At 30.7% G+C, this 26268-nt stretch carries 25 protein-coding genes; 4 read left to right on the forward strand and 21 right to left on the reverse strand.

Features of this window, described 5'->3' with window-relative positions:
• Window positions 1–95: 95 nt before the first annotated feature.
• The 11 genes from CDLVIII_RS25600 to CDLVIII_RS25650 all read right to left on the reverse strand — a co-directional run bounded on the left by CDLVIII_RS25600 (window position 96) and on the right by CDLVIII_RS25650 (window position 11065).
• Window positions 96–1364, reverse strand: coding sequence for a PTS transporter subunit EIIC (locus CDLVIII_RS25600; RefSeq protein ID WP_009172393.1), 1269 nt, complete (start codon window positions 1362–1364; stop codon window positions 96–98).
• A gap of 43 nt (window positions 1365–1407) precedes the next feature.
• Entirely contained in the window at window positions 1408–1713 is a 306-nt protein-coding gene (locus CDLVIII_RS25605; protein ID WP_009172394.1) for a PTS sugar transporter subunit IIB, read from the reverse strand.
• 86 nt (window positions 1714–1799) lie between these two features.
• Window positions 1800–2117: a PTS lactose/cellobiose transporter subunit IIA gene (locus CDLVIII_RS25610; RefSeq protein WP_009172395.1), complete on the reverse strand. Its 318-nt coding sequence runs from the start codon at window positions 2115–2117 to the stop codon at window positions 1800–1802.
• A 209-nt stretch (window positions 2118–2326) separates the two neighbouring features.
• Window positions 2327–5017, reverse strand: coding sequence for a sigma-54-dependent transcriptional regulator (locus CDLVIII_RS25615; protein WP_009172396.1), 2691 nt, complete (start codon window positions 5015–5017; stop codon window positions 2327–2329).
• A 329-nt stretch (window positions 5018–5346) separates the two neighbouring features.
• Entirely contained in the window at window positions 5347–5622 is a 276-nt protein-coding gene (locus CDLVIII_RS25620; RefSeq protein ID WP_009172397.1) for a barstar family protein, read from the reverse strand.
• A 221-nt stretch (window positions 5623–5843) separates the two neighbouring features.
• Window positions 5844–6365 carry a ribonuclease domain-containing protein gene (locus CDLVIII_RS25625; protein ID WP_009172398.1) on the reverse strand — a complete coding sequence of 174 codons (522 nt, stop codon included), beginning with the start codon at window positions 6363–6365 and terminating at the stop codon, window positions 5844–5846.
• Window positions 6366–6631: 266 nt separating this feature from the next.
• Complete coding sequence (locus tag CDLVIII_RS25630; protein ID WP_009172399.1) at window positions 6632–7525, reverse strand: ROK family protein; 894 nt, start codon at window positions 7523–7525, stop codon at window positions 6632–6634.
• Between the two features lie 157 nt (window positions 7526–7682).
• Window positions 7683–8006 carry a PTS lactose/cellobiose transporter subunit IIA gene (locus CDLVIII_RS25635; RefSeq protein WP_009172400.1) on the reverse strand — a complete coding sequence of 108 codons (324 nt, stop codon included), beginning with the start codon at window positions 8004–8006 and terminating at the stop codon, window positions 7683–7685.
• A gap of 11 nt (window positions 8007–8017) precedes the next feature.
• Window positions 8018–8320 (reverse strand): PTS sugar transporter subunit IIB, encoded by a 303-nt coding sequence (locus CDLVIII_RS25640; RefSeq protein ID WP_009172401.1) that lies wholly within the window; start codon window positions 8318–8320, stop codon window positions 8018–8020.
• 38 nt (window positions 8321–8358) lie between these two features.
• On the reverse strand, window positions 8359–9660 hold the full coding sequence (locus tag CDLVIII_RS25645; protein ID WP_009172402.1) for a PTS transporter subunit EIIC: 1302 nt from the start codon (window positions 9658–9660) through the stop codon (window positions 8359–8361).
• A gap of 16 nt (window positions 9661–9676) precedes the next feature.
• The gene (locus tag CDLVIII_RS25650) at window positions 9677–11065 is read right to left on the reverse strand and encodes a glycoside hydrolase family 1 protein (RefSeq protein ID WP_009172403.1); all 1389 of its coding nucleotides are present in this window, start codon (window positions 11063–11065) and stop codon (window positions 9677–9679) included.
• Window positions 11066–11245: 180 nt separating this feature from the next.
• On the opposite strand from CDLVIII_RS25650, the gene CDLVIII_RS25655 reads away from it, so the two are divergent.
• The gene (locus CDLVIII_RS25655) at window positions 11246–11986 is read left to right on the forward strand and encodes a GntR family transcriptional regulator (protein ID WP_242835802.1); all 741 of its coding nucleotides are present in this window, start codon (window positions 11246–11248) and stop codon (window positions 11984–11986) included.
• A 236-nt stretch (window positions 11987–12222) separates the two neighbouring features.
• Here CDLVIII_RS25655 and CDLVIII_RS25660 read toward each other — a convergent pair whose 3' ends face one another.
• Window positions 12223–12762 (reverse strand): hypothetical protein, encoded by a 540-nt coding sequence (locus tag CDLVIII_RS25660; protein WP_347462532.1) that lies wholly within the window; start codon window positions 12760–12762, stop codon window positions 12223–12225.
• A gap of 135 nt (window positions 12763–12897) precedes the next feature.
• On the opposite strand from CDLVIII_RS25660, the gene CDLVIII_RS25665 reads away from it, so the two are divergent.
• Window positions 12898–13746 carry an NAD(P)-dependent oxidoreductase gene (locus tag CDLVIII_RS25665; RefSeq protein WP_009172405.1) on the forward strand — a complete coding sequence of 283 codons (849 nt, stop codon included), beginning with the start codon at window positions 12898–12900 and terminating at the stop codon, window positions 13744–13746.
• Between the two features lie 110 nt (window positions 13747–13856).
• Here CDLVIII_RS25665 and CDLVIII_RS30285 read toward each other — a convergent pair whose 3' ends face one another.
• Window positions 13857–14153, reverse strand: coding sequence for a PD-(D/E)XK nuclease domain-containing protein (locus tag CDLVIII_RS30285; protein ID WP_083825389.1), 297 nt, complete (start codon window positions 14151–14153; stop codon window positions 13857–13859).
• Between the two features lie 70 nt (window positions 14154–14223).
• On the opposite strand from CDLVIII_RS30285, the gene CDLVIII_RS25670 reads away from it, so the two are divergent.
• Window positions 14224–15132: a PfkB family carbohydrate kinase gene (locus tag CDLVIII_RS25670; protein ID WP_009172406.1), complete on the forward strand. Its 909-nt coding sequence runs from the start codon at window positions 14224–14226 to the stop codon at window positions 15130–15132.
• A gap of 247 nt (window positions 15133–15379) precedes the next feature.
• Here CDLVIII_RS25670 and CDLVIII_RS25675 read toward each other — a convergent pair whose 3' ends face one another.
• Window positions 15380–16294 carry a LysR family transcriptional regulator gene (locus tag CDLVIII_RS25675; protein ID WP_009172407.1) on the reverse strand — a complete coding sequence of 305 codons (915 nt, stop codon included), beginning with the start codon at window positions 16292–16294 and terminating at the stop codon, window positions 15380–15382.
• Window positions 16295–16533: 239 nt separating this feature from the next.
• On the opposite strand from CDLVIII_RS25675, the gene CDLVIII_RS25680 reads away from it, so the two are divergent.
• Window positions 16534–17535, forward strand: a complete 1002-nt coding sequence (locus CDLVIII_RS25680) for a carbon-nitrogen hydrolase family protein (RefSeq protein ID WP_009172408.1) — start codon at window positions 16534–16536, stop codon at window positions 17533–17535.
• Window positions 17536–17646: 111 nt separating this feature from the next.
• On the opposite strand, the gene CDLVIII_RS30920 is transcribed toward CDLVIII_RS25680, so the two are convergent.
• From CDLVIII_RS30920 to CDLVIII_RS25710, 7 genes are all read right to left on the reverse strand, one after another.
• On the reverse strand, window positions 17647–17823 hold the full coding sequence (locus tag CDLVIII_RS30920) for a hypothetical protein (RefSeq protein WP_242835803.1): 177 nt from the start codon (window positions 17821–17823) through the stop codon (window positions 17647–17649).
• The gene (locus tag CDLVIII_RS25685) at window positions 17813–19714 is read right to left on the reverse strand and encodes an FUSC family protein (RefSeq protein ID WP_009172409.1); all 1902 of its coding nucleotides are present in this window, start codon (window positions 19712–19714) and stop codon (window positions 17813–17815) included. Before CDLVIII_RS25685 ends, CDLVIII_RS30920 begins: the two co-directional genes overlap by 11 nt.
• A gap of 51 nt (window positions 19715–19765) precedes the next feature.
• A complete protein-coding gene (locus CDLVIII_RS25690; protein ID WP_009172410.1) occupies window positions 19766–20176 on the reverse strand; it encodes a MarR family transcriptional regulator in 411 nt (136 codons plus the stop codon).
• A gap of 443 nt (window positions 20177–20619) precedes the next feature.
• Entirely contained in the window at window positions 20620–21552 is a 933-nt protein-coding gene (locus CDLVIII_RS25695) for an AEC family transporter (RefSeq protein WP_009172411.1), read from the reverse strand.
• 365 nt (window positions 21553–21917) lie between these two features.
• On the reverse strand, window positions 21918–22766 hold the full coding sequence (locus CDLVIII_RS25700) for a PRD domain-containing protein (RefSeq protein ID WP_009172412.1): 849 nt from the start codon (window positions 22764–22766) through the stop codon (window positions 21918–21920).
• 90 nt (window positions 22767–22856) lie between these two features.
• Entirely contained in the window at window positions 22857–24311 is a 1455-nt protein-coding gene (locus CDLVIII_RS25705; protein WP_009172413.1) for a glycoside hydrolase family 1 protein, read from the reverse strand.
• Between the two features lie 19 nt (window positions 24312–24330).
• Complete coding sequence (locus tag CDLVIII_RS25710) at window positions 24331–26175, reverse strand: beta-glucoside-specific PTS transporter subunit IIABC (RefSeq protein ID WP_009172414.1); 1845 nt, start codon at window positions 26173–26175, stop codon at window positions 24331–24333.
• Between the last annotated feature and the right edge of the window lie 93 nt (window positions 26176–26268).

Below are 26268 nucleotides of genomic sequence, written 5' to 3' on the forward strand. Positions count from 1 at the left end.
TTAAATTAAATTTTTTATTTAAATTTCCTTAGTTTAAGAAGAGAATTATTTAAATTTAATCTGCTCTTAATAACATTCTATATTTCTAAAATATGCTATTGATTTTCTGACTTTTGCTCTAATTCATAGGCTTCTTTGTCCGCTTTTCTAAAGAATGGATACCACACTAAAGTTGATAGTCCTACAAGTGCAACTTGTAATACGGCTATCTTCCAGCTTCCTTCCATTAAACCGCTAAATATTATTGGCATTCCACTCATTGGCGTCATTCCTGCAACTCTTGGCACTATTCCTGTTACTGTCATAAAATACGCAATAGTTAAATTAATTGCATTCATAAACACAAATGGTATTACAAATTTAAAATTAAAAACAAGAGGTGTCCCAAAAACTAATGGTTCACTAATTCCAAATAAAGATGGTACTGCTGTCAGCTTTCCTAATGTTTTATATTGTTTACTTTTAGCTGCAAATAGCATAAGTAAGGCAAATCCAATTGCACTGGCAGACATTGTATATACACTTACAAATGCTCTACCTGTTATATTGGGAAGAGCTTCTCCTGCTGAATAAGCAGATAGTTGTGCTGCATCCATTGCTGTGAATATCGGCATCATAACTGAATAAATAACCAATGTTCCATGAATCCCAAAAAACCATAATACTTGTGCAAATGTCCATAGAATTATTATTGATACAATATTTCCGCCAACACCTTGTAGTGGTGTTTGAATAAAACTATATATAAATTGGTGCATAGTTTTAAATGGCGTTGCAGCAAAAAGAGCTGATACTGTTAGAAATACAATAATAGATGCAAATCCAGGAAGCAAGCTGCTGAAACTATCAGATACAACTGGTGGCACAGTTGAAGGCATCTTAATAGTAATCCCTTTTTGCTTGATATATACATATATTCTAGTTGATACTAAACTTATAATAATAGCTGAAAAAATTCCAGGTGCACCTAACCAATACATAGAAAGTGTAGTTCCTCCCTTATCTGTGGTAAACGGCGTTACTATGAAGAAACAAACCAAAGCTAATAATGCTGGTACCGTTCCCTCTTCCTTGTACTGTTTTGCATAGCTGCTTGCTATAGTTAAACCAAAAACTACAGCCAGGAAATTTGTTGAAAACATTATAGCTATATTTAATGCATATGCAATTCCAGTTGCAGTAATAAAACCTTTCCATGCAGGTATTTGTAAGTTTAAAAACAATGCTGCAAATGCACCTAAAAGTGTAACTGGCATTGCCATCATCATTCCTCCAGAAACACCATTTGCTATCTTACTTTTCTGAATCTTATTTAACATTGGAGATATTTTTTTAGATATAGCTTTTGCATCAAAATTTGACATATTAAGTCCTCCTCAAAAAATATTTATAATAATATTTTTTTAATTAATCTAATAATGCAAGGGCATCCTTTAACACTTTTTCACCGTTAAGAGTTCCATAATCCATCATATCTATAACCGCTACTTTAATTCCCTTTGGTTCATATTGTTCCTTCATTTCATCTGCCATATATTCAATTTGAGGTCCTAAAAGTAAAACTTCTGTTGGTTCCTCATATTCCTCAAATTTTGCTTCTGACATAGCAATGATTTTTGCTTCAATTCCTTGCTTTTTTGCACTTTCCTGCATTCTAGCCATTAAAATACTTGTTGACATACCTGCTGCACATACTAAAGTTATATATCTCATTTTTTCTTCCTCCTAAAACTCTATTATTAATTTTATTTATATCTTGTTATCAAACTAATTAAATTTATTTTTACTTTATTTAACAATTATTTTCTAAACTCCTCATACATAAAAACCATTTCTTTAGCTAAATCTCTTACAGTCATAGCATTCATTAAATGATCTTGTGCGTGCACCATAAGTAAACTTATCTCTACACTTTCTCCTGCTGCTTCTTTTTGAATTAACTTGGTTTGGAAATCATGGGCTTTATTTAAGGCTTCATTAGCTTCCTTTATTTTTTCCTTCGCTAATTCAAAATCACCTCCTTTTGCCGCCTTAATAGCTGCCATTGCTTTGCTTCTAGCATTCCCTCCATTTATGACTAATTCCATGACTATTTGCTCCATTGATAATATTTCCATTACTTCACCTTCTACTCTGATTATTTGATTTGCTTCTTGCTAATATATATAGCAAACTTCATGCCAACATAAAAAAATTAATATAAAATATTTTTCAATTTCTTTACCCCTTGCATTTTAGCCTTTTTAGGTTAATAAAAAAAAGCTTTTAAAAAGTATTTATGTGCTTTACTTTTCAAAAACTTTTCAATGCACATCAAGAATGTGCTTTATTTTTTTCTACTCTTCATAATAAATAGATTCATAAGATAACATATTTCATCATCTGAAATATAAATTGTATACTTAGTATTTAATATTGAACATTCACTCTTTATTATTCTATATAATTCCAAATTTTCTTTTATATATGAATCAGTATTTGCATATGTATCTATTACTCCATTATCGCATAATCTATCAATCATTACTGCCATATGAAGAGTTATTCCTATAATTGCATTTGATGTTAATTTTATATTTAGTAACTTAGTAACTGTTGTAATAAATCTCCTTATATCACTAAGAACTACTTTCCCTTCTATTTTCTTTAACTGATGTTCTAAGGTATCCTCCATCTTAGCGTAAACTTTTTCTCTATTTATTAAGTCTTGTATATTTTCTATGCAATTACCTTCAATAACATCATCTAAATTATATTGCAGATAGTCACTTTCAAGTTCAAAAGGACTAACTAAACAAATTATTTGATATTTATTTGATAATTTATCTAATCTACTGTATATGCTTTCTTTTCCTATGATATTAACAGGAACAATTTCTAGAAAATTATTTTCAAATTTGAGCGTTCTTTCTAATAATGCTTTCATTGCTTTAGCACTGCCTTCGCCAGTAGTACATACTGTTACAATTGCTAGCTTTCTTTCTTCAGGATCATCTGGAATATAATCTAATACATTATTATCGTATAAATTATTTACCTCTAAGGTATCTCTATATATTTCATCTAAGGTGTACCCAAGCATCGCTTTTCTAGTTGCTTCAATACAATGCAGCGTACTTACTAATGGAATTGTCCTTGTCTTCAATTTAAATTCTTTTTCTATTTCTCTGCCAAATGTAACTAGTGACCCCATATCCACTAAAAATAAAATATCTGATTTAATACCATTTTCTCTTACATAATCCTTAGTCTTCTCCAATATAATCTGTGGCTTTTCTTCTATTGGCGCATTTATTCCCTTTGCATATTGTGTTCCTAAGAGTCCATTTACTGCATTAACCATGGATGTAGCAGTTCCTTCACCATGAGCAATAATTATTACATTTACATCATTCCGTTTATTTCTTATTTTTTCACTATTGTAAATTAAAAACATAGTTAAAAATCCTGCTTCGTCAATAGGAACTTCTCTGTCTATAGATTCTTCTATTATCTTCAAAGCCTCTAGTGCAATATTAAATTCTTTATTATATTCTTTCCTTATTTTATTTAACTTTGGATTTTCAATTTTTTTATTTCTCTTAATTCTATCTATGGAATTACTAATATGGACTGCTAAGCCATATTGTATCTGTTTATCAAGCTCTCTTTTTAATTCTGCTTCACAAAAATTAATTACCCTTTTTATTATATCCATAATATATGGCTCTATAATATTCTCTAAATTCGTTGAGTCAACTTTATTATGAAATCTAATCATGTAATTTTTAAAATAGTCTTCTATATCACTCTCCATTTCTTCTTCAAATTGTTTCCCTTCAACCCCTTTCGCTTTAAGTTCCCTAGTTTTTGCTTCTAACATCTCATAAATATTTTCATCTTGGTCCTTTTCCTCAAAAATCATTTGTTTTTCATCTTTATCAAAAATACAGTATCTGTTATTTATATCAATTAACTTATTCCATAACTGTCTATGCTCAACTTCTTTATATAATCCTTCTCTTATATAAGGCTGCAATTCTAAACTGCTAATCCTTATATCTTCCTTTCTATTAGAAAGAAAATCTGCATATGCTTTAGCACAAGTGAGCTGGATATCAGACTTTAGCTGCCCTATATTATTGGGACAATCGTAAAACAAAAATGCCTTTAATGAATTTACTGATACTTTAATGCTCTTTCCTAAACGGCTAGACTCTTCAATCATAAACTGTTTTATAAGGTTAAATCTCTCTTCAATTCCCCTATTTCTTAAAGCTGGTATATTTATAACCATTGGAATTCTTCTGCTGAAGGTTTGAAGTAAGTTCATGTTTGGATCTTCAGTTGTAGCTGTTATAATAATTACCTTTGCACTTCTTTCGCTGTCAGTTTCCCCAAGTCTTCTGTATACTCCTCTATCCATAAAGGTAAAAAACATTTCCTGCCCCTCTGCTGGCAGCCTATGAACTTCATCTAAAAATAGAATTCCTCCATCAGCTTTTTCTAAAAGACCTTCTTTATCAAAATCTGCACCTGTATAAGCACCTTTTTTTACTCCAAACAATTGTCCAAGTAATAGCTGAGGATTATTAGCATAATCAGCACAATTGAATGTTATAAAAGGACTGTCTTTAGATTTTACTTTCATTTCAATTGCATACTTATATATTATCCCTGCAAAAGTAGACTTACCAACACCAGTTTCTCCAAGAAGTAATATGTTCATTCCATTAGGTGGATATAATATGGCTGCTTTAGCTTGTTCTATAGCTGTATATAAACTCGGATTAGCTTCAGAAAACTTATTTATTATGGATACTACTGGAACTTCAATTCTTTCATTTGCGGCAATGAATAATGTTGGTTTCCCTTTTAACTTTATTACCTTCCCTTCACTTGCTAGCTTATTTAAATCGGTACTTACATTACCTCTAATAAGATTTAGCTCTTCGGCAATTTCAGTTGCAGAGCAGCCTTTTGGATTTGTACTCGTTTTCTCTTTGAGTTTCATAAGAACTAATTCAATTCTCTTCATAAATCACTTTCCTCTTTCTTAACTCTTCTATAATCTTAAATGCCGTTTTTAATTCGCACGTAATATGTACTTTATTATACTTAAATACTAACATATATTTATATTCTCACCTATATTAAATACTATGTTTAAAATATTCCAACAAAAAATAACTACACATAATTATGTTAAATTTGAGTATATCATAATAACAAAATAAAAAAACCACGAAAATTAAAATTAAATTTTCGTGGGGTTCATGGTGAGTAGGAAGCATCAGTAGCATCCCTATTTTTTGTTAGTTATAATTATTTTTTCATTTTTATCCCCTATTTCTTAAAATTCACCTTCTAAGAAATAATTATATTAAGTTTTCCTCCAGTAAATTTTTCTGCTTCATTAAAAATTTCCAAGGTATTTTCAGCATAATCACCTAATAAGTCTTTACTTTTTTGGAAGTCAACCCATTCAATTGTAACTGGCAACTGAATATCAGCAGTTAGACAATCCCATAGTGCATCTAAGTTTTCACCGTAATGCGCAGGAAGCTGTAATTCCTGCTTTAAAATTTTGTGTAAAATATTTTTATCCGTAAGCTTACTGCCTTGTATCACTACTTTATTCAAGCTATTCACCTCCTACATCCTTTGAAATAAAAAAATCGCAGGCGCCTGTGGGAGCCGGAGATTTTTTTACGCATCTGCCTTTCCAAACTCATGTGAGGAAAATCTGGCAGGCGAGCATAATTATTTTTTATTCTTTTTGAGCGATTTAACTATAGTAAAATGGCCATTATAATAATTATCCTAAGATTTAAATTTATTATAGATTCCTAAAGAATAAAAAACTATTTTCCCTTATATAATACTTTGAATGTTTTGTAATGATCTGAGGTAGAGTAAATTAATCCATCATTTGAATAAAGAATCCTATCATCCCCACGATGTCCTCCATTATAGTTAATATCGCACTCATGCCAAATTCTATTAGCCGCATCTGGAAGAGATTTTTCAGCATTCTTAAAAACATCTCCTCCTATGCTTTTACCAGGTGCTACTTTACTAAGATCGTCTCCTGGCTTCCATCCAAGCTTATCAGCCTGTGCTTTTGTTATAAAATTTTCAGGCAAGGTTCCATTTTTATGTATATAATCTGCAACGCCTTGAAAATCATTAATTACTTTTTTATTTTTTGAATCTCCATTTTGGCCAGAATCCATATTTTCATCTTCTGATTTTATAGTTTCTGCCTTGTTATCCTGCTGATTATTTACAGCAGTTTTATTTGCTGCTGCACACCCAAATAAACTTATAAACATAAGTAAAAGTATAAAAACAACAGAAATTTTCTTTATAAATAATTTTTTCATTTTTTAATCCTCCATCTAAGAAAACCTCTTATAACTTAATATTATATCCTAAGCAGAAGAACTAGTACACATATCAAATTCAATGTTTATTCTATTTTCTTCTTTATTTCAAGCTTACCCTTTGTACTAATATTAATTTTTAAGTATAGCTGTTGCAACACAAAAGGATTTAAATCCTACTCTTCCGCCCATTAAATTAATCTCTAGTCGATTCTTTTATATACTTCTTCTCTTTAATCTTCAATAGCTGAAATTTATTATATCTGTCATTTTAAGCAAGATGCTAGAATCCCCGCTCCAAGCAATCCTGCATCATCACCTATTTTAGCCAATTTAATATTTACATTAGTATTGTTAAATACTCTTAGCTTAACTTCATTAATTAATTTTTCTAAGTAATTAGAATTGTTTAATATAACTGATCCGCCAAGTACTACAACTTCTGGATCTACTATAGTTATTATATTAGCAATTGCTTTAGATAAATTTACAGACCACTCATTTAAAACCCCCCTGCAATTTACTTCTCCATCCTTAGCTCTGTCAAAAACATCTTTGGCAGTGAGTTCCTGTCCTAACTTCTTACTAGCAATTCTAGAAATACTTACTCCACTGCACTGTCCTTCTAATCCTCCAGCGTTTAAGCCCGCATGACTATATTCATCTTCATTTATTATCATGTTACATACTTCCCCAGCTATGTTATTAAAGCCATTAATTATCTCATTTTTATAAATAAATCCGCCACCTACTCCTGTCGATAGAGTAATATAATATACACTTTCAGCATTTTTAGCTGCTCCTATCTTAGCTTCACAATATCCAGCCACATTTGCATCATTATTTACAGTTGTAGGTAATTTAAAACGCTCTTCAAAGTATTTTTTTATTTCAAATCCTTCCCATCCTTTTAAATTAGGTGGATTAATTATTACTCCATTTCTTATATCTAAAGGACCTGGACACGCCACCCCAATAGCCTGAATGTTATATGTATTCCACTTTTCCCTAATTATTTTTATTAAATTATCTACATTATAGTTCGCACCTTTTTCAACGATATTATCTATTTTAAATTTATCTATTAAATTATATTCATTATCTAAAATAGCGGCTCTTAAGTTGGTACCTCCTATATCAATTCCCAAATAATAATTCATCTTGACCTCCTAAAATATTAACAAAACTATTTGATTAAATAAAATCTTTTATGATATTTTTTAATTGTGCACTTACTTAAAATTGTTATTTCTTATTCGTTCCAAACTTTTTATAAGCTTATTTTATTAAAAGCCGAGATAAATCCTCGGCTTTTTACTATTTTTTCTTTAAATCATTTATTTCTTTCTGCATATATAACATCTCTTTAGCTAAAGATAAAATTATTTCTGCTGCCATTAATTGATCTTCAGCATGCATAAGTATTAATGAAAGCTCTTGCTTATTTCCTTTTGCTTCTTCTTGTATAAGTTGTGCATGTGACTTATGTCCTTCTCTCATAAACACGGATGCATCTTCAAGTAATTTTTCTGCCTCTTCTACATTTCCGCCTCTTCCTTTAATTAAAGCCTGGATTCCCATACTCTTTGCCGTTCCAACATTACTAATAATATTGAAAGCTATTAACTCCATTCCTTCCATTTTAAACCACCTTATTTCATTAAATCTATAGCGAAAGTTAAGACTTTATCAGCATTCATTCTACCATAATCCACCATACTAATAACTTCTACTGATATCTTATTTTCTACTGTCTCTTTTACACTGTCTTTCATAAATCCAATTTGAGGTCCTAGTAGAATTACATCTGCACTTTGCCAACACTTAGATAAATCTGTCGAAGGTATAGCTTCTATTGTTACTTCTATACCCTTTTCTTTTGCCACTCTAATCATCTTTTGTACAAGCATTGAAGTTGACATTCCTGCATTACATACTAATAATATTTTTTTCATAACAAAACATCTCCCTTTTATCTTTATATTCTTTCTATTTATTCTTCAATCTGCTTTTTCTCTGAAACCTTTAAAAAAGGAATATATAGTAAGACTGTAAGTGCAATCATAATTATTTGAAATACTGAAGCTCTCCAATCTCCACCGGTTGCTAGAAATCCTGACAAAATTGGTGGAGTCGTCCAAGGTGTTTGAATTACTACTGGTGACATCCATCCTGCCTCAGTCACTAAGTATGCAGCAGTTAAGCAAATTGGTGAAGCTAATACAAATGGAATCATTAGTGTTAAATCAAATACTATTGGTAAACCAAATATAACTGGCTCATTAATATTAAATATACCTGGTGCTGTGGAAAGTTTAGCAATATCTCTATAATCCTTTCTCTTTGAGAATAAGAATATAGCAATTAATAACGCAATAGTATTACCTGATCCACCCATTACTCCAAATGTATCCTTAAATGACATGCTAATTATGTGAGGGATAGGTTGGCCTTGAGCAAAAGCAGTCATATTTTCATTCATAGCTGTGTATAATACTGGATCCATAATTGGCGCAATTACCCCTCCTGGATGTATCCCTATTGCAAATAATAAATTAGACAACAGCATTAATATTATAAATCCTGGTAAGCTGGTAACTAGAGCTACCAATGGTCGTTGTATTGTTTTTAAGATCAGTGAATTTATATCTGTCCCAAAAAGTTGCTTTATTGCAAATGACACTACAGCAAAAATTAGAATAGTAATCATTATAGGTATTAAACTATTAAAGGACTTTGTAACGGCTGGAGGTACTGCTTCTCCACCTATATTAATCTTAAGTTTTTCATTTTTAGATAGCCACATAAATAATTCAGTTGATAATAGTGAAGTTATAATACCTACGAACATCCCACCTGAATTAGTGGAACTATAAGAAATAACTCCTGCAACTTTAACTGCCTCTTTAACTCCTACAGGTGTAGTTGAAATCACAAATGGTAATAAAACAACAAATATTGAAATAGCTAGAAGCGCTGGTGCTATTGGATTTTCAAATTTCCTATTTATTGCTAGATGATATGCACATGCACCCGCTAGCAATACTGCTAAGAAATTTAAAGTACCATTATTAATAGATGTTCCAACATCTTGCCAAGTAGTTAATGTTGCTGGACTAATTATTTTAGACATAAATCCTGTTGGTTCAATAACAACATAGTTAATGAAAATCATTAAGCCTGCAATAATAATGAATGGAATTAGTGATGCAAATGCATCTCTAAGTGATCTCAAGTGTATTTCTCCACCTAACTTTTGCGATGCTTTCCCTAGTTTTTCAAAAAATTTGTTCATCAATATTCCCCCTTTTTTATTCTTCAAAACCATTATTTGTAGCTAACAGTTTATAAAACTCTCCACTTTTCTTTACTGTTCTCTTTTGAGTTTTTAAATCTAAACTAACTAAACCATACCTATTTTTATATGCATTCATCCATGACCAACAATCAATGAATGTCCATAGATGATATCCTTTTATATTACATCCCTCTTCAATTGCTTTATGAACATATTTTAAATGTCCCTTAATAAAATTAATTCTGTATTCATCATTAATTTGTCCATTTTCAATAAAACGTTCTTCATCAGTGACACCCATACCATTTTCAGATATAAAAGCTTCTATATTTCCATAATTTTCTTTAACATCATTGCAAAGATCTAGTATTCCCTTCTCGTATATTTCCCATCCTCTATAATTATTAAACTTTCTTCCTGGCATTATATATGGATCAAAAAACCATTCTGGCATAAATGGAGAATTAGGATTCACAGCATTTTCTCTAACCTTTGCTCTTCTTGGTTCATAATAATTTATTCCTAAAATTTGAGCTGTATTTTCTTTAATTATTTTTAGCTCGTCATCTGTATATATAGGAATTTGGTTATATTTTTTAAGAGTGTCTACTAACTTCTTAGGAAATTCGCCTTTTACACAAGGATCTAAGAAGCTTCTATTATAAAATAAGTCACAATATTCTGCTGCCTCTACATCATACTTATTTGAACTTCTTGGATAAGTAGGACTAAGATTTAATATTACTCCAATTTTAGATTTTAGATTGTGTTTTTTAAATCTTTCAATGGCTTTCGCATGTGCAAGAATTGTATTAAAAGCTACTTGTGCACCCCTCTTAAAATCTATTATGTTTGGATAGTGAAAATCTTGTAAGTACCCTCCAAGTACTGGTCCTAAAGGTTCATTAAATGTAAACCAATGCTCAGCTCTGTCTCCAAATAATTCAAAACACTTATCTGCATAGTTCACATATGCCTCAACGACCTCTTTACTTTCCCATCCTCCCTTTTCCTGCATTACTAACGGCATATCAAAGTGATATAAGTTAATAAAAGGCTTTACATCATTAGCTATAAATGAATTAATTACATTATTATAAAATTCAACTGCTTTTTCATTAACTTCTCCATCTCCATTTGGAAATAATCGAGCCCACGAAATAGACATTCTAAATGAATTATGTCCAAGTTCCTTCATTAATTTGATATCATCTTCATACCTATAGAAGAAATCTGAAGTAATATTTGGTCCAACTTCATCATAAAATCTGTTTTTTTCTAATTGAAACCAATGATCCCAAATAGTTTTTCCTTTATCAGTATTACCTTTGCCTTCTGATTGCTCTGCCGATGAGGCACTCCCCCACCAAAATCCTTCTGGAAATTCATAAAATTTTTTCATAAGTAACCCCCATCTTAATATATATTATGTTTCTCGTCTCGAGCAGAAAACATTTTCAATTATGATTATATATGTCCTTTTCAAAATAATCAATACCTTTTTATAAAAGATATATACCTTTTATAAAAAGGTATATAAATACCAGTATATTTTTATTTATATCTGATATATAATATATATGTGGAAACAATTGAGAAAGGAAGATTATATATGCCGCCTAAATACAAAGTAGTATATGAAGATATAAAAAATAAGATAAATAACTATATTTATAAAACCAATGAAAAAATTCCAGATGGAGATTCTTTAGCTGAATGCTATAATTGCAGTAAACTTACAATAGCTAAAGCATTAGATTTATTAGTTCAAGAAGGTATGTTAATAAGACGACAGGGCTCTGGTACTTATGTTAAGGAAAATCTATCTAGCAGAACTACTATAGAATTAGATAATATTTCAGGTTATTCTAAAAAATTTAGCAAAGAACATCTGAAATCAACGGTGATAGATTTTTCTATTATCACACCACCTAAAGAAATTGCAGAAAAACTTAACATCACTGATGAATATATATATAAAATCTTACGATTACGTTCTATAGATAATGACCCACAAATACTAGAAGAAACTTATATGCCTATTTATGTTATACCTGGACTAAAAGAAAAACACTTAGAAGGCTCTATTTATGATTACATAACTAATGAACTTGGATTTAAAATTCAAAGTGCCCACATCTCTATAAAGGGTGATGAGGCTAACTCTAACGATAAACTTTATTTAAATTTGACAGAGTCTGACTTTATTATAGAACTTGAGAAAATATGTTATTTAGAAAATGGTAAGATTTTCGAATATTCGAAAACGCACCATAGATATGACGTCTTTAAATTCAATACTGTTTTAGTAAATAACATTTAAATTAATTACTTCTTATATGTAGCTTATTGTATTATCATCTAATTAAAATTTATGATTTGTGTACTCCCCGTAACCATAAAAAAACACGACTACCTGTATGTAGCTATTCAAGCCGTATACAGATGGTCGTGGATTTCATGGTGGAGGCGAAGCACGACCTTTTAAATCCACCAGTGAAATTCATCTCACTTTTTCCATTAATATATTATGTATTACCAATTGTAGTTATAATATTCTTAAGAATAGATTTTTTGTTTAAGTTTTTCTGCTGTAGAGGATGAAGCTGTATAAATCATCACTTTCAAATCAGGACAGTTAGACAGCTGTAAATTCACATGCTCAAACTCCACTTTTCCAATTTCCGGATAATCCCATGATTTATGACAGTCCGTAACAGTTTTAACTTCATAACGAGGCCACCATAAATCGAATAATTCACTTTCCTGCTTAAATTTTTCGATCATTTCTTTTAACCTTTCATCTTGAGGATACCTGACACAATCTGCCCTAAACCTCGCAATCATGATTTTAGCCTTCTCTTCCCAATCAGAATTAATTTCTTTTTTAAATGGATCTGTTAAAAATTGATATAACAAATTCGGCTTTGAATTCATGCTAGTAGAATATGGAGGGAATCGAAATAAAAATTCTGCTGCACGATTCCATAATAATACATCCCAATATTTATTAATTATATATACAGGATTAGGTTCTAATGCAAAAACAGTTCTTTCTAATCCAATAACGACTGCTGCATTGTAATCTCTTTCATTTATTTTCCTCCTTTATCCTACCACTCTCAATCATATGATAATCACAATATGGTTAAGCTATTTTAAGCCTGATATATTAGTAATATAACACAAAAATAATTAACAAACAAAACTGTTTAGAATGGAGTGAATTAACTTATGAAAATATTTGTAACTGGAGCAACAGGTAAGGTTGGAAGTCGTTTTGTACCATATTTATTAGAGCAAGGTCATGACGTGCGTATTCTTGTAAGAAATGCTGAGCGTGCACTTACCTTAAAAGAACAGGGAGCAGAAGTGGTTTTAGGTGATCTTTTAGATAATGAAAATCTCACTGAAGCTATAAAGGGTGTTGATGCTGTGGTGCATCTGGCAGCTCAATTTCGCGGTGTCAGCGAAGAAATAGCACGAGCATCGAATGTCGATGCAAGCATAATACTAGCTAAAGCTGCTTTGGAAGCCGGTGTCACAAGATTTGTTTTTAGTAGCACCAGTTTGGTATACAGTGGTATAAGCAGAAATAATCCATGTCGTGAAGATGACGTCCTTCAACCGACTCTAGCCTATCCAAAAACAAAAGTTGTGGCTGAAGAAGCTTTACTTAAGCTGCACCATGAAATGGGCTTAGATTTGCGTATTGTAAGATTTGCTTTTGTTTATGGCGATCATGACCCACACATTGAAGAATTTTCACCAATTATGAGTACATGGAATCCTTCGCAAAAGCTTTCGCTAGTACATCATGCGGATGTCTGTCAATCGTTAATGCTTGCAGCAAGTACACCAGGTTTTGACGGTCACATATATAACGTTGCTGATGACACACCAATTACTGTTGCTGAACTTCTTAAACTTAATGGCTTACCAGAACAGGTACCTCCTAATGGCGGATGGCCTGATTTTAGCCCATGTGATATGATATTAAATACGGAGCGTATTAAGAATGAACTTAAATTCCACCCAAAATATCCTTCTTTTCATACTGCTATGGATAAGAAAGCATTGTAATTAGAATTTACAAAAATGAATGTGAATTTCCACAATAAAACCCACGAAAATCCAAACTTTAGATTTTCGTGGGTTTTATTGTAGAGGCGAAGCATGAGCTTTTAAATCCACTATATTTCACTAAAATAAACACTTTCTATTTTACAACTATGATTTTTCATTTTTGAATCGTAACATATAGCTACTAATAGTACATTTTCATGCTCTTTTATAAATTTTTGAAAATACTCTTTTTCCTTCATTTGCTTAATTGCTATATCCACAGTTTCATCTTTCTTAAGTTCTAGAATAAGCGGACTATCAGCCTTTCTTCTTGGGTGAAAAGTAAAATCAGCAAAACCTTTTCCTCCAATGCTGCCACATTTATTTCTGTAACAATTGTGAACTCTGTTTAATATTATTTCTATCGAAAATTATCAACTATGGTATGATATAATTATCTAACAAACTTATTTTGCATAAACCTAGGAGGTAACCATGAAAAAAGCACTGATTATAGGATCTACCGTACTTGACATAATTATAAATATAGAAAAACTTCCCACTACCACTGAAGACTGTCACATAAATTGTCAGACTATGTCTATCGGCGGTTGTGCTTTTAATGTGCAGAACATAATAAATCTTTTTGAAGTCCCTTATGTGTTTTGTTCACCTATCGGTACCGGAATCTATGGAGATTATGTGGCTTCACAGCTGAAAAAAATGGGATTATCACCTTTTGTCCGAGTTACAGATCAAGATAATGGGTGTTGTTATTGTTATGTTGAATCTAACGGCGAACGAACTTTTTTATCATATCACGGTGCTGAATATACTTTTAACCCTATATGGCTTAACGGAATTAATATGGATGATTTTGACCAGGTTTACATTTGTGGCCTAGAAATTGAGGAATCCACAGGTAATAAAATCATATCCTTTCTTAATAAAAACAGACATCTACAAGTTTTCTTTGCCCCTGGACCAAGATTCTCAATGATAGATAAAGAAAAGATTGATGCAATTTTCAAACTTTCACCAATTGTTCATTTAAATATGGATGAAATTCTAACCTTTACAAAAACTTCAACTTTAGAAGGAGCTGTTAAAATACTTTATTCTTTAACCAATAATTTGATTGTCATTACAGATGGTGAAAACGGATCCTATCTATATGATGGTGAAAACCTACAGCATGCCATGGGTATCAAAGCTGATGTTGTTGATACAATTGGTGCAGGTGATTCTCACATTGGAGCCTTCATGGCTTCTAGAAAATTAGGCTATTCCTATATAAAAAGCCTCGAGATAGCTAATCAAGTATCTACTAAAGTCGTCGAGATAAAAGGCAGTCTTCTACCTTCGCATGTTTTTAAGCAGATAATATCCAAATTGAAATCCTGAATTATATAAATAAATTATGGTAATTACTACTTTCGCTAATGTTATCTTATTTTAATCCAAAATATATTACATCTTAACAACCTCACTTATAAAATCAACCTCATTATTTATCAATGTGTATGTTTAATCTCACCATTATCATACTTTTCTCTTAATAATTTTCCAATATTATTATCCTTAATGTGTTTATATAAATGTATATGAAGCTAATAATTGGTATTGATACAACAGAAAATAATGTTGAAATTTATTCTCTCCATTTAAACAAATCATCTCTATGAGCTTCTAACCAATTAAATGCAAATTTTTTAAAGCATTCAGCCTCTGGAGATAATATTTTTCCTTTATTATATACAAAATATGTATCCCAAACACATTCTTCATCCTCAAACTGTTTTATAACCGTATTTGAGTATGGATTACTCCATGCAGCGAAATCTACAGAGATGCCTATCCCTTTGTTCATGTTTGCTATTTTATGTGTTAATGCAATCTCTGTGGTTTCCATCAAAATAATAGGCTTAACATTTGCTTTTAAAAATCTATTCATATTATTATAATATGGTTTAAAGTTTCTTCCTTCTAAAGCAATTTGTTCATTATCTAAATCACTATAGGCTATTTTATCCTTCTTGGCTAAAGGATGATTCTCATTTATAACCAAACAATGTTTATGTGAGGAGAAAATTTCAGCATTATACTTAGTAATATCAACTGGGCCTGCAATAAATCCAATTTCTATCCCTTCTTCTTGCATGTTTTTATCAATTAATTTATCTGTTCCTTCTAAAACATCTAATTGAATATCTGGATATTCTTCTTTGAAATCCAATATAAAATCAACTGTTAAATAATCCATTACTCCAAATGTAGAAGCAACTTTCAATATTTTCTTATTTTCATTTCCCTCCATCTTAATTCCGTGCTTAATTCCTTCTAAATATTCAATTATTACCAAAGAATTCTTATATAAAATGTCACCATGAGCTGTTGGAAATACACCATGAGTATTTCTGTAAAATAACTGAACCTCTAATTCCTGTTCTAGTTTTTTTATTATTTTACTAAGCCCCTGAGGTGTAATGAATAATTGTTTTGCCGCATTACTAATATTACGTTTCTCATAAACTGCTAAAAAAGCTTTTAAATCCTTTGTATCCAAATTAAATCACCTCTTATCCAAAATACTTTTGTTATGACTTAATAATTTTATTATTTCACCTTTTTGATTAGAGCTTATTTACTTTCTCCTCTATAAATCACCTAAACTAATAATTGTACTATCTCAACTATTAATTGATAGCAAATTTAATTCTCATAAGTTATTATACTATTATAGCAATGGCGCTTGATATTTCAAGTGCCATTTTTTTATTTTCAAATTCAAAGGAGGACATTAAAATGGCAAATTATCCAAAATTTAAAGCAGCGGCAGTACAAGCTGCTCCAGTATTTTTAAATCTTGATGCAACTATAGAAAAAACTTGTAACCTTGTAGACGAAGCAGCTTCAAATGGTGCAAAAGTAATTGCTTTTCCTGAAGCTTTTATTCCTGGATATCCATGGTGGATATGGCTAGGTAATGCAGACTATGGTATGAAATTCTATATTCAGCTATATAAAAATGCTGTTGAAATTCCAAGTAAGGCTATCCAAAGTTTAAGTGAAGCGGCCAAAAGAAATAAAGTTTACTTTTGTGTTTCTGTTACTGAAAAAGATGGTGGTTCATTATATCTAACTCAATTATGGTTCAATCCTGAAGGTAATTTAATAGGTAAACATAGAAAATTAAAAGCTACAAATGCTGAAAAAACTATCTGGGGTGATGGTGATGGAAGCATGATGCCAGTATTCGAAACAGAATATGGCAATCTTGGAGGTTTACAATGCTGGGAACATCTAATTCCTTTAAATATAGCAGCTATGGCTTCTCTTAACGAACAAATTCACGTTTCTTCTTGGCCAATTGCTATGCCTTATGAAGGACATTTATTTGCTCAGGAAGCATGTGATACTGCGGCAAAATATTATGCAATTAGCAATCAGGTTTTCTGTCTAGTAACTTCTCAAATCTGGACTGAGGAAATGCGTGATATTGTAGGAGAAACAGAATATCAAAAGAATTTCATGCAGCTTGGATATGGATTTGCAAAAATAATAGGTCCAAATGGTGCTGTTATAAGTAATACACTACCTCATGATGTTGAGGGTATTGTATATGCAGATGTTGATTTAGAACAAATCATACCTGGAAAATTCCTAATTGATACTGCTGGCCACTATTCTACACCTGGATTTTTAAGTTTATCCTTTGATAGAACGCCACACACTCCAGTGAAGAAAATTGGTGATACTAAACCCCAAACCTTAACTTATGAAGAAATTCAATATAATGAAGAATAATTATACTTAAATTAAAGGTTACAACCTGCTTATGAATAAGAATGTTGTAACCTTTTAAATTTATTATCATCGTATAACCATTGCTTACAATATGCGTCATACCTATTTTTATTATTTTAATTTTTGATCAGACAACCATTCTATAATTGTTGTACTCTTGTCTCCTATAGTTGCTTTGCACTGATTATTATATACATATATCCAAGACCAATGACTTGAATATTCATATAGTGTTCCATCTTCCTTATTATAGAATCCTGTAGTATCTATTAATTTTTTACCATACACTCTTTATGGTAAGTGCTTCTTGAACTACATTAATTTCTTCACAAATTTGAGGTATTTCCTCTATAATAGGAACTCTTTTAGGTTTTATTGCTTTTTTCTGTTCAATAGATGTTGCCATTGTTTCTAATACAAGCAGCAGTTGTGCTAAATCTTCATCAGCTAAACTTAAATATCCCTTTGTTGTGCAGTATTGATCAAGTAAGTAGCTAATATGTTCTAATGAGAAAAATGCTGGCCACATCATTTCAAGCATTTCCTCATTATGAGGAATCTCACCTAATGCTGTATTATATGCAGTTTTAAAGTTCATAAGGTTTATTCCCATTTTTTCTTTTATCCATTTTGTACTCTCACTATCGTTTTCTTTAGTATTAGTTGTCAATCTAACTAATACTCTAGCCTGACTACGTATCAATTTCACTATTAAATCTGGTAATCGGTTTGAGGCTGAACGACGTCCAATAATGTATGTTCCAATTAATCCAATGGCAGATCCAATCAATATATCCGTAATACGTGCTGCTGCAAAGTATGTAACATTGTGAATTTGAGTTGAGGTTTCCGCTATAAGTATGGCATTGGGCGTTATAAACATCGCTGCTACAGCATAATTTTTCACAATAAAAAGTTCTGTTATTGCAATTAGAAGCATATTAATTATAACTATAGCGAAACCTTCTGGCTGAAATTTTAAAATTAAAATAGCTATTATAAGTCCTATGATTGTACCAAAAGAACGCTGAATTGCCCTGTGAAAGGTTGCCATAACAGTTGAACCTAACATAACAGCAGCACATGATAGAGGAATCCAATATGGTCTGTCAAAAGGGAAACTAAAAGCTATTATTGCTGATATTGAAAGAATAATTCCATATCTTATCGCATTAATAAACACTATTGAATCTTTATTTAAGGCTCTAGTAAATTTCATCATAAGAGAAGGTTTTGAAATTTTTATACTCTTTCCGATATAAGTCAATGGTATGTTTATAATGGCCTCAGCATCATAAATTATTAATAAAAACTTATCGTAAATCTCATCTAGTTTTTGAGCTGGAGGATCTATTTTAATCGTTTCTCCATCTTTTAGTTCAATTGCCGTTGATAATTTTCTTATCATATCACTAAGTTCTTTTGGTACTTTAGTATTTTTATTAACATGTAGTTCAAGCATTTCCAAAAACAACTTATTTGCTTCTTCATTTAAAAGTGATAAACGATTAAATAAGAATGAGTTCTTCCATGGAATATAACCTGTCAAAAGAGTTTCCTCCGCTTCCTTTAAAGCATTAACAGTACGATTTCTTATATCATTAATATTATCACTACCAATAGCTTCACTAAATTTTGCTAAAGCTAAATAAAGTTTTTTAATAGTTTTTATTTCCGGACCATGAGGATCAAAAAAATATCCTACCATACAAACTATCCACGAGAATGTTCCTCCCATAAGCACTAAAAAAGCACGCAAAAGAAATTCTGATGGTTTAACAGGCATTCCCGTTACCATTATGAAGTTTAACACAAAAAAAACAGCAGATGGACCTTGCATTCTAAGTATGCCAAATATAAGAGTTACAATTGCTCCAATCAAACCTACTATTAAAATAATTAGTACTGGATATGGAGCAGATAGTGTACCAAGTGCAACTGAAATACTCATTCCAACCGCAGTGAAAAATATTTTTTTTGCACGCTGAGCATATGGTTGAGGTGTAACATATAGATATGTGAAGCCCCCAATCCCAGCTAGCAGTCCTAAATGTAATTGGTTTAATAATATCCCAACAAGCACAGGAAATCCCCCACAGAACCCAGCACATATGGCCTTGTTCCAAGGAAAAGTGGTTTTATTAATTTTAAATGCTTGTTTTATTATAGTCGTATCCATGTGTTCTCCTTTTTTATTGATTTATATTTCTTTGCCAAACTTATATTCCTACTATTGTTCTAAGTTCTTCATCATTTTTTCTAAAATATTATTAAAAATTTCTAGTTCATCTTTATCAATATTATTTATAGCCTCTATTTCTAAATCTTGAGCAGCTTCACGCCATTTAGGAAACATTTCATAAGCTTTTTCTGTTAGTTTTATAACCCTTTCACGCTTATCCTTTCCATCATTTCTGATTACCAGTCCCATTTCTTCCATCCTAGTTAATGTCCTAGTAATAGTAGGAGCTTCTACACCAAGATATTTACATAATTCTATTTGTGTACATTGCTTTTTTTCATATAAGTATAAAGCAATAGCCCACTGTGAAGAATATAAACCAAGAGGAGAAATTCTCTCATTTAATTTCTTTGTGAAATTCCGAGCCAGCTGATTTACTTTATGTCCGTATAAATTCAATTTTATTTCACCTCACATATACTTACCTAAGTAATAATTACTTAGGTAAGTATATCATCAAAATAGATAATAATCAAATTTTGGACATATCCGTTCCTTCTAAAACATCTAATTCAATATTTGGACTGAAGAAATGTGTGACATTTTAGGAGAAATAGAATATTAAAAGAGTTTAATGAAGCTTAGATATGGATCTGCAAAAATACTAGGTCCAAATGGTGCAGTTATAAGTAATACACTACCTCATGATGCTTAAGGTAGTGTATATGCAGATGTTTATTTAGAACAAATTATACCCGAAAAATTCCTAATTGATACTGCTGGCCACTATTCTACACCTGGATTCTTAAGTTTGTCCTTTGATAGAACATTCCACGCTCCAGTGAAGAAAATTGGTGATACTAAACCTCAGGCTTTAACTTATTCAGAAATTGAATATAATATTAAAGTAATACCGCAATAATTGGTATTGATACAACGGAAAATAATGTTGAAAAAAACACTCCTTTTGTAATAAAATTCTGATCTCCACCATATTCATTACTCATCATTACTATATTTGATGCTACTGGCATTCCAGAAATAATTACTAATACTCCTAAAAGTAGCTTGTCTGTAATAAAATATCGACCTATATACCATATAATTATTGGTAGTATAAGCAATCGTATAATTGTGAATATAATTACCCATTTTTCTTTTATTAATTCTTTAATAGAAAAGCCTGCTAATGTTGATCCTATAACAATCATGGCTAAAGGAGTTGTTATATCTCCTGCTAATTTAATAGGCTCTGTAATTACTTCTGGCAAAGAAACATCCATTAAATATATTGCAATTGCTATAATGGCTGAAATAGTTCCTGGATTAAAGAAACTTTTAACATTAAATGAATTTTTATTATTATTCGCACCCTTCATATCTTTACTAAGCAAAAGTATTCCATAAGTAAAAATTGAGACATTAAACACACTCATAAAAATTGATACATATAATACTGCACTATTTCCAAATATAACACTAACAACCGGTATACCCATAAATCCTAAATTAGAATATACAAGCATACTTTCATATATTGCAGCGATATCTTTTTTTATTCTAAATATTACTATTAATAATTTAGCAATAATAGGTATTAAAATGTAATACAATATAGCTACTATAAAAATATATAAAACCATCGTCTTATCTTTTAAATGATCCCCTGATAAAACTGAATAAATAATTAAAGCAGGACTCGTTATATTAACAATTAGTTTTGAAAATAATTTATCACTATCTACAGTCATAATTTTTTTCTTATTAGCTAAGTAACCAACAATCATTAATATAAATAAAATTATCATTTGTTTAAATACAAGTATAATATCCATTTGACTTCTCCTAAGTTATTCTAATTTTGTTTTTAGCACTAATATTTTATTTTAAACATAGCTATTCACACCTTATTAATTTTGTTATTTTTAATATTCTAAATTTTTTTAGGCTACTTTCACGAACAAATTTTACCAAACCAAAAAAGGAGTTAATTCATTAAAATTAGCTCCTTTGCTGTAAGTTTCAATTTATTATAACATAAACACTAAATATTTAGGTATCAACTTTTTGGTGTTACGTCATAAACAAAAAATTGATACAAAATACAAAGTTTTTGTGATATTAATTTAGAATTAAATCATACAATAAAATTTTCAAAATCCCTGATATGAAATTTATTGAAGTTAAAATAATAAAACTGTTATTTATTTATTTCATTATAAGCCTGTAATCTATTTATATGAACAGCTAAATAAGTTAATTCGTCTTTTGGAATATCTCCATCATAAACCTTTTTTATATAATCCTTTATTTTAAATGCAATCTCCATTGATTCTGGATATAATGTAGCTATCTGTTCAAACATTACATCATTTTCATCTTTCAACATTTCATTATTAAAAAACCTTTCTGTAAAAAATTTAACATGTGTAATAAAACGCTGATAGTGAATTCCTTCCATTTTCAGACTACTGCCAATTGAGTATCTTACCAAGTTAACAATTCCGCCAATCATTTTAGCATATTTCATACTATCTCTTGAGTCATTACTTTGCGATTGAGCATTTATTATGTGAAATGCAATATTGGCAGCCTCTTCTTCCGGAAGCTTGACATCTGTTATTTTACTTAGAAGCTCTAAAGCATATATTCCAATTTTAAATTCCTCTGGATAATAATTTTTTATTTCCCAATAAACACGATTTGTTATATTAATATTCTTCTTTGATCTTTCTACTGCAAAATTTAAATGATCACTTAATGTAAAATATATGCTTATATTAAGCTTAGAATCCAGCTCCTTTTCAGCTTTTGAAACAATTTTTTGAGTTATATCAAGATATATTGGGGGAATTGAATCTAATAATTTTAAGTATTCATTTATTTGAATGTTTTCTACAGGCATAAAAATTTGATCTATACTCTTTTTTTCAACGATATCTCCATTTTTTTTATTGTAGCCTATACCTTTTCCTAAACAAATGAATTCTTTGTTATTCTCGTCAATAGCTAAAATGACACTAGAATTAAGTACTTTTTTTATTTTCATAATCATTCCCCCTACTAGGGATGTTCAAAGAAATACCAAGTCAGTATGCTAGTATATTTGACTTGGTATTTTCTTTCACATCCCTTATCTTTATTCTAAAATTTCTCCATTTGTTTTTATAACATTTTTATACCAGAAAAAAGAATCTTTCTTTTTTCTTTCCAATGTTCCATTTCCTTCATCATCTTGATCAACATATATAAATCCATATCTTTTACTCATCTGAGAAGTTGAAACACTTATACAGTCGATAGGTGCCCAGCTGGTATATCCTATTAAATCAACACCCATTTCCACAGCTTTCTTCATTTCTCTTATATGTTCTCTGAAATAATCAATTCTATATGAATCGTGAATAGTTCCATCTTCTTCTATAACATCTTTAGCGCCCATACCATTCTCTACTATAATTAATGGAATTCTATATCTGTCATATAGTTCAATTAATGATATTCTAAGGCCTACTGGATCTATCTGCCAACCCCATTCTGTAGAAGGCAGATAAGGATTTTTCACACCCATTATGGTATTTCCAGATGCTTTTTCTTTAGTTGTATCCGCCGACTCTGTTCTTGACATATAATAACTAAAAGATAGATAATCAGCTGTATTCTCCTTTAATATTTCTTCATCATTTTCTTCCATTTTAATATTGATTCCATTATTCTTCAAGAATACTTTATATAATCTAGGATATTCTCCAAATATCTGAATATCAGCATGAACATGATTTCCTAAATTACTATTTAACGAAAGCAATACATCTTCTGGATTACAAGTATTAGGATATGTTGTAAGCTTTGTTAACATGCATCCCATTTTACTGTCTTTAATGATTTTTCTGCATTCCTTTGTTGCTAAAGCTGCTGCAACATATTGGTGATGCAAAGCTTGATAAATAGCTTCATTAAGCTTTCCTTCTGCACATTTATCTGGAATAATTCCTGCTGTTGTAAATGGATGTCTTCCAACACTATCTATTTCATTAAAGGTCAACCAGTACTTAGCATAATCTCCGAAAGACTCAAAACAAACTTTTGCAAACTTAACAAAATGATCAACTAATTTTCGCTCTACCCATCCATTATATTTTAAACTTAAATGCAAAGGCATTTCATAGTGTGATAACGTTACAATTGGTTCAATATTATGTTTCTTAAGTTCTTTAAATATGCTTTCATAATATTTAATTCCTTCTTGATTTGGTTCACTTTCTTCTCCTGTTGGAAAAATTCTTGTCCAGGCAATAGAAATTCTTAGAGCCTTAAAGCCCATTTCAGCAAACAAAGCGATATCTTCTTTATAATGATGATAAAAATCAATTCCCCTTCTTTTTGGATAAAACTTTGTAGTTTGGTCTTCCATAGCTTCTTGTATCATTTTGGTAGTAACCTTATTATGACCAGCATAATCCTCTACACTAAGATTTGGCTTATAACTTGCTACATCGGCTACAGACATTCCTTTCCCATCAGCATCAAAGGCCCCTTCTACTTGATTAGCTGAGATTGCTCCACCCCATAAAAAATCTTCTCTAAATGACATTTTACACATCAACTCCTATCTAATTTATTGTAAATACTTTATCACTCTTATTAACTTTTTTACTTTCTATAGTTTCTACCTTAGCATCTGGTCTATTTGTAATAATTACTGAAGTTACTGTATCAAATCCTTCTGCAATAATTTTATCTAAGTCAAAGCTTAATAATAAATCCCCTTGCTTTACACTTTTTCCAACAGTAACTTCTGGGTTGAAATATTTTCCTTTTAAATTCACTGTCTCCAATCCTACATGAAAAAAAATTTCAGTACCATCTTCTGACTTCATTGCTAAAGAATGTTTTGTTTCAAATACCATTTCAATTGTACCATCTATTGGAGCATATAGTTCTCCAATAGATGGAATTATTGCAAAGCCTTCGCCCATTAATTTATTAGAAAACACATCATCTTTTACTTCACTTAAAGGGATTAATTCTCCTTCTAGCGGTGCATTAAATTCTTCTTTTTTATTCTCGATTTTTATATCTTCTTTACTCTCAATTTTTATCTCTTCCTTATTACTAGGTGCTTGTTCTTTCCATAAAACTGCTACAGCAATAAATGAAGCTACAAATGAAATCCCTAATCCTATTACTGCATTCATCAGATTATTTGGTAATGTTTCAGAAATAAACATAGATAAACTTGCGATTCCAGGGCCTACTGCTACATATGCTTCAACAGCTTGAATTCCTAAAAAAGCACCTCCTATAAAAGACCCAACCATTACACCATAAAGTACACGTTTATGTAAGATTGTAACACCATATAATGCTGGTTCAGTAATTCCAAATAGTGCTGATATACCTGCTGATACAGCAGTAGATCTTAATGCTTTATCTTTTGTACGAATACTTACTGCAAAACATCCGCCTGCTTCTGAAATATTATGTGCAAGTGATGCAGCATTATATATTAATTCTCTACCTGATTGACTTAAAGAGGTAACAACGTAAGGAATCATTGCCTTATGCATACCTGTAACAACCATAAATGGTAAGAATGCAGCTAATATTGCTACTGCTAGCCATCCAAATTTACCAAAAACAAATAATATTACAGCTGCAAACCCTTGCCCAAAATTATAGCCTATAGGTCCAAGAAGAAGTAAAGTTATTGGTACAGTTATAAGTAATGACATCATTGGAACGAAAAAGCTACGAATAACCTTTGGACTAATTTTATTAAAGAATTTTTCTAGCTGTGAATATAATAATACGCATAATATTGCTGGAAAAACTTGATATGCATAGTTTATATTCTGCACTGGTATATTAAAAAGTAAAGTTCCATCTCCAAGCATCTTAGCTAAATTAGGTGTTAACAGTGCTGCAACAGCAGATACTGCAACTAATGGATTTACCTTCATTTTATTAGCAGTTGTAAATGCTACTAATAGTGGTAAGAAATATAATGGTGCATCACCAACAAAATTTAATATCTTATATGTAGGTGTAGTATTTGATAGAATTCCGAGCATATTTAAAAGCATTAACAGTGACTTTAAAATACCACCTCCAGCTATTGCTGGAATCAATGGCTGGAATACACTTATAACAAAGTCTAAAATTATTGCGCCTACTTTTCTTTTTTCTTTATTATTGTTAGCACTTGTTCCTTTATCAGAAATAAGTTTTTTAACCTCATCATATACTTCAACAACTGCATTTCCAATAATTACTTGACATTGTACATTTTGCTTAACAGCAATTACCTCCGGAATACTTTCAAGGTCTTTCACTTTTACTTTGCTATTATCAATTAGGTTGAATCTCAATCTTGTTGAGCAGTGTTCCAAATGTTCAACATTTTCATCTCCACCTACTGCTTTTAATATCTTCGCTGCTACTTCTTTGTAACTCATATTATTTGTCTCCTCTCATTAAATAATGTTCACAGACTTTTTTATTTGGCCAAGATAAAAAAGGACTCAAATAAACTAATATAATATTAGCCT

The organism is Clostridium sp. DL-VIII (assembly GCF_000230835.1).
In the GTDB taxonomy this organism is placed as follows: domain Bacteria; phylum Bacillota; class Clostridia; order Clostridiales; family Clostridiaceae; genus Clostridium.